Here is an 8,590-nt window from a genome sequence, read left to right on the forward strand (position 1 = left end):
GCATTGAAACTTCTAGACCGATATATTCTATCGCGATTTCTTTATAATTTCTTGAGCTCGTTTGTGATTTTGATGTTCATATTCATCTTTCAAACGATTTGGCTTTTTATTGATGATTTTGCAGGGAAGGGTCTGGATATCATGATAATTGGCAAGTTCTTTTTCTATATGATGCCCAGTCTTACAGAAAAAGTACTGCCATTGACCGTATTATTAGCCTCTATTCTCACCTTTGGGACCTTTGCGGAGAATTATGAATTCGCCGCTATGAAAGCTTCGGGCATATCCTTACAAAGGGCCATGCTCAGCCTTATTATTTTCATGGTCTTTTTAGGCGGCGTCACGTTTTATTTTGCCAATAATGTGATTCCGGCATCGGAACAGAAAATCTACAATATGCGGCGCAATATTGCCAAGGTAAAACCTGCGGCTGCCATTGAAAAAGGGGTTTTTAGTGATTTTGAGGGAATGAGCATCAAGGTAGATGATAAATACGGTGAAAAAGACCGCTTTCTAAAGAACGTCATTATCCATCAAAAAACGGCTACCAACGTCAATAGTACGGTCATCAAAGCAAAAACAGGGGAATTGATCAGTAGTGAGGATTCGGAACTTATACAATTGGTTTTGAAAGACGGCCATTACTACCGGGATATTATTGATAAAGACAGTGATTCTAAACGTAAATATCCTTTTGCCAAATCAAAATTTGATATTTACCGAATGAACATTGAGGTTCCTGAAATGGAACAAGACTTGGAAGAAGAAAACGTTTCCAATAGGGAGAAAATGAAAAATGTTTCCCGGCTTTTAAAGGACATGGACTCCCTCGAGCAGGATAACAAACGGATCGTTACGGCATTTTCCAAGAATATAGTCAATAGAATGGGCGCTTTTAGTAAAATACCAAAAATTGATTCTGCGGTAGTTAAAAAAGTGCAGCAGCGTACCAGGGACACTACCAAAACACAAGAATTAACAAACTCTTCCGTCACCAACGACACTGTACCCGAGGAGTTCACGGGAGATATTATGGACCTATTTAAGGAATACCAGCAGGGGCAAATTATCAATGCGGCCAAAAATTCGGTTTCCAATATCATGACCTCCATAGACGGTAAGAAAATTGAGATGGATAAACGTTATGAAATTCATAGAAGGCATATTTTTTCCTTGCATGATAAGTACGCCTTGGCACTATCCTGTATCATCCTGTTTTTTGTTGGAGCTCCCTTGGGCGCCATCATAAGAAAGGGTGGAATTGGTCTGCCCATGGTAGTAGCCATCCTTTTGTTTTTGGTGTATTATTTCTTGGGGGTATTTGCAGAGAATTACTCTTACAAAGGAAACATCCACCCCATTTTAGGAGCATGGCTTTCTTCTATGATAATGTTACCTTTGGGCATCTATCTAACCCAACGTGCCACGACAGATAGAGGCATGATGAGTTTTGGAAACGGTTTTGACCGAATCAAAAAATTATTTAAGAAAAAGAATAAAGACGAAGAACAATGATGACCGATACGGACAACAAGCTAAAGTTGCATACCATTGAGGAGGCCATTGAGGATATTAGAAACGGTAAGGTCATTATTGTTGTAGATGACGAAAACCGTGAGAATGAAGGCGATTTTTTGGCGGCTGCCGAATTGGCCACCCCAGAAACCGTAAATTTTATGGCAACCCACGGTAAGGGTCTTATATGTGCCCCCTTGACCGAAGGCCGTTGCAAGGAATTAGGCCTTCATATGATGGTCACTAATAATACGGACCCCATGGAAACCGCTTTTACCGTTTCCGTGGATTTACGTGGTAAGGGAGTCACTACGGGTATATCTGCATCCGATCGTTCCAAAACGGTCTGTTCATTGGTAGACCCCGAAACCAAACCACATGATTTGGCCAGACCTGGGCATATATTTCCGCTGATTGCAAAAGAAGGCGGTGTGCTAAGGCGAACCGGACATACTGAAGCTGCTATTGATTTTGCGCGCCTCGCCGGATTGCAACCTGCCGGTATCATCGTTGAAATAATGAACGAGGATGGCTCTATGGCCAGACTGCCCCAATTATTTGAGGTAGCCAAAAAGTTCGATCTAAAAATTGTCTCCATAGAGGATTTGATTGCCTACCGAATGGAGCATGACAGTCTTATTTCTAAGAAGGAGGATTTTAATCTTACCACCCGTTTTGGAGAGTTTAGGTTACGTGCTTACCAACAGACCACCAACAATCATGTGCATTTAGCCTTGACCAAAGGTACTTGGTCCAAGGAAGACAAGGTGCTTACCCGCATTAATTCCACTATGGTGAACAATGATATCTTGGGAACCTTGACCAATAATATAGATGCCAAACTTGAGGATATGTTCAAGGCCATAGAAAAAGAAGGTAAAGGGGCTATTGTCTTCATCAATCAGAACCCGGAATCCCTTAATTTATTGGGGCGTTTGGCAGAACTTAAAGAATTACAGAAAAAAGGAATTTTCAAAGCTCCCAAAGTAGAAATGGATGCCAAGGATTTTGGAATTGGGGCCCAAATTCTTCATGACCTGGGGATTGTGAAATTAAAAGTGCTTTCCAATTCGCCGGAAACCAAGCGTGTAGGTATCGTGGGTTACGGTCTTGAAATTGTAGAATATGTTTCCTACTGATTAGGGTAACTTGTAATCATAAAAAAACGGCAAGCGAGAGCTTGCCGTTTTTTATTTTTTGTGTTGAAATAACTATAGTTTTCGCAACCAAATATTTCTGAATTGTGTTTTATTCCCGTGATCCTGAAGGGAAATAACATCATCTCCATGTGCTTCCGGGTAGTTGTGCAAACCTATATAAAAGGTAGTTCCATTAATATCCACATTGTTTTGCACTAGTACGCCATTGTGCAATACGGTAATGGTTGCCTTGGTATCAATGGTCCCATCCTCCTTAAAACGGGGAGCCCTATAAATTACGTCATAGGTGTTCCATTCTAGCGGACTTCTCATGGCATTTACCAATGGTGCATGGTCCTTATAAATACTCCCTGCCTGTCCGTTTCTATAGGTACGGTTGTTGTAGGAATCCAAAACTTGCAACTCATATCTATTTTGTAGAAAAACACCGCTATTTCCTCTTCCTTGACTTTCAGACTCCACCTTGTCCGGCGCGCTGAACTCCACATGTAGCTGGCAGTCTCCAAATTTCATCTTGGTGCTAATTCCGCCCGAACCAGGTACAACCTCCATATGGTCATTATTGACAATTTTCCATGGAGCGGGTTTGCTAGGGTCCTTTTGGCTCACCCAGTGGTCTAGATTGCTACCATCAAAAAGGATAATGGCATCAGAAGGTGCATCTCCCAACTGTTTGCCCGGCGTTACCACTTTAACCTCCGGTTCCCAAATTTCGGTCATTTCCGGTTTCATTGGCATTGGTGATTCTTTTGGTGGAACACTGGAATAATCCTGCGCCTGCATTTGTAATCCTAACCCTAAGGCCATCAATAAAATAGGAGATTTTATAGATTTCATTTTTTTCATCGTGTTTATATGGATACTTATTTAGTCTCTAAATATACTTAATTAAATTAAGTGCTTTCCTTTAAATACATATTATACCAAGGCCGAAAGTACTTCTACCATGGTTTTCGCGCGCTTTTCAACTTCGTCATTGGTCCAACCCAATTTAATCAAGCAAGAAATATTCCTTCCCACCCATTGGTCCGAAAGAGAAAAATCAGCTTTGGTATAATCCGGGAGTAGTTCAAGCACGTCAAAAGGCAATTTGGACAAGGACTTTTTATGGGTCAAATGTTCCCATTTACGATAATAGTGCCAATTGTTGTGATACCAGTAAAAACAGGCGTCCACACCAGCGGCACCCAATGCTTTATGAGCCATTTCGGCCTTTAATTGATCCGGCATGAAAAAACTTAAAAAAGCATAGCTTTCCTCTCCCCCTGTTGGCACCTTTCTAAACACTATTTCCGGTATTTGTGATAGTGCATTTCTTAGAATGCCGTAGTTCTTTTTCTGAATAGCCAAAAATTCATCCAATCGGTCCAATTGAGCCAGCCCTACGGCAGCGTGCATTTCCGATATCCTATAGTTATAGCCCATAAACGGGTGTGCTTCCGCTCCCCTATCGCTTCCTATATGATCGTGACCATGATCGGAATAATGGTCCGCATGCTTTTTAAACTCTTCATTATCGGTAATTAGGGCACCACCTTCCCCACAGGTAATGGTCTTTACATAATCAAAAGAAAAACAGCCCAAATCTCCATAACTACCCAAAGGTTTTCCTTCGTAACTTCCACCAATGGCTTGGCAGGCATCTTCCAACAAAAGAAGGGAATGTTTATCACAAATTTCCTTAAGAGCCCTTAAATTGGCCATTGACCCACACATATGAACCGGCATTACCACCTTGGTCCTCCTAGTAATTGCCTTTTCTACCGATGCGGGATGCAAGGTTAGGGTATCATCCACATCTACTAAAATTGGGATGGCCCCCAACGCCAAAATAGATTCAAAGCTGGCCACAAAAGTAAACGTGGGCATAATAACCTCATCTCCCGCGCCTATACCTGCACTGGCCAAGGCAACAGTCAAAGCTGCGGTACCGCTACTTACCAACTGGGCGTGCTTGCTGCCCATTTTTTTGGCCAAGGCCGCTTCAAGCTCCAACGCTTTATAATGACCATTTCTCATGGCGTCAAAACCGTAGCGCATAAGCACTCCAGATTGCAAAACGTCTTCTACCTGGGCCCGTTCTGCCTGCCCAAAAAGTTCAAATCCCGGCATGTATTATAATAAAGTTTAAATTGATTAGTCAATATCTATCACACTCTCTTTGAGTTCCTTACGCACTTTTTTGAAGTTGGAAAAAATATCGTCCTTAGATCGATAGCCCACCGGAAGTACCAAAACCGGTTGAAGCCCTTTATCCGTTAATTGAAGGGTTTGTTCATATGCTTCGGGACGAAAACCTTCCATGGGGCAGCTATCGATTTTTTCCATAGCACAAACCGCCAAAAGATTTCCTAAGGCCAAATACGCTTGATTTTTGGCCCATTGCATAATTTCTACCACTTCCTTTTTTGAAAAATCGTTTACCAAAGCGTCCCGGAAGGGGTTTAATATTTTATCTTCCGTACCCCTCACCTTTTTCACTTGGTCAAAATACTTCTGAATATATTTTTCATCTATTTCATTATGGATACAGATAACCAAAAGATGCGAGGCCTGGGCCACCTGTTTTTGCCCATAGGAATGGGCCACCAATTGCTCTTGAATTTTTTTATTCTTGATTACCAATAATGTTATTGGCTGCAGTCCGTACGAAGTAGCCGTTAAATTAAATGCCTTTTTTAATCTCAGTACTTTCTCTTCTGGCAACAATCTATGGACATCAAACTTTTTAACCGCATAACGCCACTCCAAGTCCTTTATACTATCTGTCATGTTCATTTCTACTAACTCAGTATAGGCAACTGATGAAAAACTTTTAAATTAATTCAAAAATAGCCATATTAATCGGTAACACCTTCCCTTATAGCTTTCTCTCTTGGCAGTTATTTCAGGAAAGGCCCAAAAATGAAAAGGGACCGTTGTTGTAACGATCCCTTTGCAGGAGTAATGGCACTCGCAAAAAAGAGTACACCAAATCATATTGTACACTAAATCAAGGCCCGGGAGAATTCCATTTCCTGAAGTTTTCTGAGTGCTTCGGATTTTGAATTCACATTTAGCTTGAGATAGATATTCTGTATGTGAAAATTAACCGCACTGGCCGTTACGAACAGTTTTTCTGCAATGGTCTTGTAGGTAGCCCCTTGGCTCAAGTACTCTACCACCTGGTTTTCCCTTTCGGAGAAAAGGCTGTAGGATTTACCTTGGAACTTTGAAATGATCTGACTCACAATATCATTGCTCATAGTTGAGCCGTTGCTTTTAATGGAATCCAATGCATTGTAAAGGGTACGTTCATTTACTGGTTTTGATAAATAGCCATTTGCAGATTTTTTAAAGGCTTTCTTTACCATATCAAAATCCTTGATGGTGCTCAACATGATAATCTTCACCTCTTGATCTTTCTTTCTCAAAAGCTGAATGCCTTCGATGCCGGAAACATCGGGCAATTCAACTTCAGAAAAAATAATGTCTGGCCTTGCCTCATCGTAATTGTCCAAAGCTTCCTTTACGGTACGGTAGATACCCATAAGGGAATACTCTAAAAACGATTCGAAATAATTTTGGTAGGCCTCGTGGTAATTTACATCGTCATCTATGACAATGATTCTTGATAAATTGGTAAACATGGTAGCGGGGTTTTAAGCAAGCATATATTTCTGATTTACAAATACTTACTATGGTTTAACTTATTAAATTAAAGTCAACAAGCCCCCTTGCCCAGTGTACGCTAATTAAAAATTAGGCGTATGTAGGTCTTTCTCCGTAGATGGTTATTTCTAGAAGTGACAATTAGCGACACTGTTCCAAAGATCGGATGTACGGTAGGTAACCTAACGTCCTTTCCTTAAAATGGCAACTGAAATAAAGGCTTGTGATGTGTCTACACCAAAAATGTCAGGTTAACACTTTGGCTTCAACTGCAAATTTTCATCTCTCAAGAAAGGAGAGGTTCTGTATCAAGCTTTGGATTTTTACTTGTACTTTTTGCTAGGTAATGCTTTTGGTAGTACTTCATGGTAAATGGGATTTGGGGGTTCATAAATAGGTTAATTCGATTTGGTTTATCAAACATAGTAATTTTTAAAACCGAGGCAGATTTAGAGGCGTCGTTTTCGTTCAATTACACCAGAGACCTCCTAAAAATTGTCATTCATCGGAATAAATTAACCACTTATCGAAGGCCGTTTACCTGTTAAAAATGCCCGTTCACCTAGAAAATAGCTTCTTGAAAAACTAAATAAACAAAAAAACAGCGGAGCCTCCCCCGCTGTTTTTGCCTAATTTTCTACCAAAAAAATCAGGTCCCACTAACCATAAGTTAATATTGTTTAGTCTACATAACTGTTAAGAACGATTGCCGACTGGTCATCTACCTGCATGATCCATTTTTCATCTTGGTATTTACCGTTCATATTAGATATGTAAGCTGTTTTTGCGTCTTCTTTAAAATTGTAGTCTGCCAAGTACACGTAGTACAATCCGTTTTCCTTGTTATAGAATTGGCCGGCCTTTAGTCCTTTTTTCTCCAAATCTGCCATAAAGGCGTTCATATATTTTTTATTGCTGTATACATTGGCTATCACATAGTAACCGGAATTAACACCTACAATATCTGCCTGGTTCAACACTCTTATAGGTAAATCCGCTTCTTGTACAGCTACTTTTTGAGCCTCGGTAGCGGTCACGGGCTTAGCTTGTGCCGAAGCTACGCGTTGTTGTCTCTGCCTTTCCATTGCCTCCTGCCTTTGATCAAAGTAAGCGTCCACGGATTTGTGTATTTCGTTCTCTACTACGGCACTCTCCATCATATCATTGGAGGCTACCACTACATTGGTTTCTTTTGCTTGTTGCGTTGTTACAACTTGCTTGTCCCCTCCATTCTGTTGAATTACCGGTTCTTTCACTGTATTGGAAGCAAAGGCCGTGTTGTATTTGGCCATTTTCTTCTTTTCTTCCTCTAGGCCGGGGCTGGTATCCCTTGATTGACGGATTTCTTGCTTCAACACATCTACTATACTCTCCAAGCGGGCCTGAAAGGCGGCGTCCCGTGCTGCTTCAATAGAATCCTGTCTTAAAATCATTTCATCCAATATCAATCTATTTTCATACGCCAAGGAATTGGGATCGTCCATTTTTGTTAAGGCATCCTGAGCCTGCTCGTCAAAAGATTTTCTATAGTTGTTCTTATTCTTTTCATTTTCGGCGGTAAGCCTCATGATCTGTTCCTCGTAATTTCTCACAATTCGGTCTATTTGGGCATCATTGGAGGCATCTACCAAACTGTTGATGTTATCTCCCCTGTCCTCAAAGTTATAGGCCAAGGACACTTCGTGGTTCCATCCTAAATCTGCATCGTCCTGATTTAAATCCTTTTCAAGAAGGTATCCCAAAGACATTCTTTTACTTAGGTTAAAGCCCAATCCTGCACTTACCCCATAGGTGTCATCATAATTTGCCTGAAACCATCCAAATGTGGGCATATCCAATAAAACGGATCCTACATAATCCAAGCTTCCGTCTACGTTCTGCCCTATTTGAACCAATGGCATTAACCTGGCATCTTCAAAGAACCCCCTGCTTGCCATGAAATGATGGCTATACTGTAGGGAAGCCCTAACACTTTTTGTACTTAAGTTGGTTACAAATTCGTTTGTGGTTTGGTTGTATTTCAATAAATCCGTGGCATACAGTCCAAAATCAAAGTTTCCTAAAGAAAGTGTCATCCCTGGTTGAACGGCCACTTTGCTTTCTTTTTGCGACTCTAAAATCTTATTATCATTCTCTACGGCTACAATCCTGTTACGGTCCAAGCCCTCATTATAATAGGTTACGTTGGTACCAAAGGCCAGCTGGTTCTTTTCTCCCAATTTTACGGCGGTGGCGTAGTTGGCATTGAAGCCAAACTCCTGGAC

7 protein-coding genes are annotated in these 8,590 nt (G+C 40.9%); 2 read left to right on the forward strand and 5 right to left on the reverse strand.

Features of this window, described 5'->3' with window-relative positions:
• The first annotated feature begins 3 nt into the window (after positions 1-3).
• The gene (locus BIZ36_RS08165) at positions 4-1,515 is read left to right on the forward strand and encodes an LptF/LptG family permease (RefSeq protein ID WP_187457393.1); all 1,512 of its coding nucleotides are present in this window, start codon (positions 4-6) and stop codon (positions 1,513-1,515) included.
• Complete coding sequence (ribB, locus tag BIZ36_RS08170; RefSeq protein ID WP_187457394.1) at positions 1,512-2,654, forward strand: 3,4-dihydroxy-2-butanone-4-phosphate synthase; 1,143 nt, start codon at positions 1,512-1,514, stop codon at positions 2,652-2,654. The genes BIZ36_RS08165 and ribB overlap by 4 nt, the downstream gene beginning before the upstream one ends.
• Before the next feature lie 72 nt (positions 2,655-2,726).
• Here ribB and BIZ36_RS08175 read toward each other — a convergent pair whose 3' ends face one another.
• The 5 genes from BIZ36_RS08175 to BIZ36_RS20755 all read right to left on the reverse strand — a co-directional run.
• Positions 2,727-3,512 carry a 3-keto-disaccharide hydrolase gene (locus BIZ36_RS08175; protein ID WP_187457395.1) on the reverse strand — a complete coding sequence of 262 codons (786 nt, stop codon included), beginning with the start codon at positions 3,510-3,512 and terminating at the stop codon, positions 2,727-2,729.
• An 81-nt stretch (positions 3,513-3,593) separates the two neighbouring features.
• Complete coding sequence (locus BIZ36_RS08180; protein WP_187457396.1) at positions 3,594-4,787, reverse strand: DegT/DnrJ/EryC1/StrS family aminotransferase; 1,194 nt, start codon at positions 4,785-4,787, stop codon at positions 3,594-3,596.
• 24 nt (positions 4,788-4,811) lie between these two features.
• Positions 4,812-5,447, reverse strand: a complete 636-nt coding sequence (locus BIZ36_RS08185) for a nitroreductase family protein (RefSeq protein ID WP_187457397.1) — start codon at positions 5,445-5,447, stop codon at positions 4,812-4,814.
• A gap of 215 nt (positions 5,448-5,662) precedes the next feature.
• Positions 5,663-6,304, reverse strand: coding sequence for a response regulator transcription factor (locus BIZ36_RS08190; protein WP_187457398.1), 642 nt, complete (start codon positions 6,302-6,304; stop codon positions 5,663-5,665).
• Between the two features lie 702 nt (positions 6,305-7,006).
• Positions 7,007-8,590 (reverse strand): type IX secretion system membrane protein PorP/SprF (locus BIZ36_RS20755; RefSeq protein ID WP_222937310.1); only part of this gene is annotated, 1,584 nt, incomplete at its 5' end.

The organism is Cytophaga sp. FL35, assembly GCF_014349235.1.
Classification (GTDB): Bacteria; Bacteroidota; Bacteroidia; order Flavobacteriales; family Flavobacteriaceae; genus Euzebyella.

Coding starts and splice junctions, on each gene's coding strand:
- ribB (WP_187457394.1), top strand. CDS start 1,512: ATGATGACCGATACGGACAACAAGCTAAAGTTGCATACCATTGAGGAG.
- BIZ36_RS08175 (WP_187457395.1), bottom strand. CDS start 3,512: ATGAAATCTATAAAATCTCCTATTTTATTGATGGCCTTAGGGTTAGGA.
- BIZ36_RS08180 (WP_187457396.1), bottom strand. CDS start 4,787: ATGCCGGGATTTGAACTTTTTGGGCAGGCAGAACGGGCCCAGGTAGAA.
- BIZ36_RS08185 (WP_187457397.1), bottom strand. CDS start 5,447: ATGACAGATAGTATAAAGGACTTGGAGTGGCGTTATGCGGTTAAAAAG.
- BIZ36_RS08190 (WP_187457398.1), bottom strand. CDS start 6,304: ATGTTTACCAATTTATCAAGAATCATTGTCATAGATGACGATGTAAAT.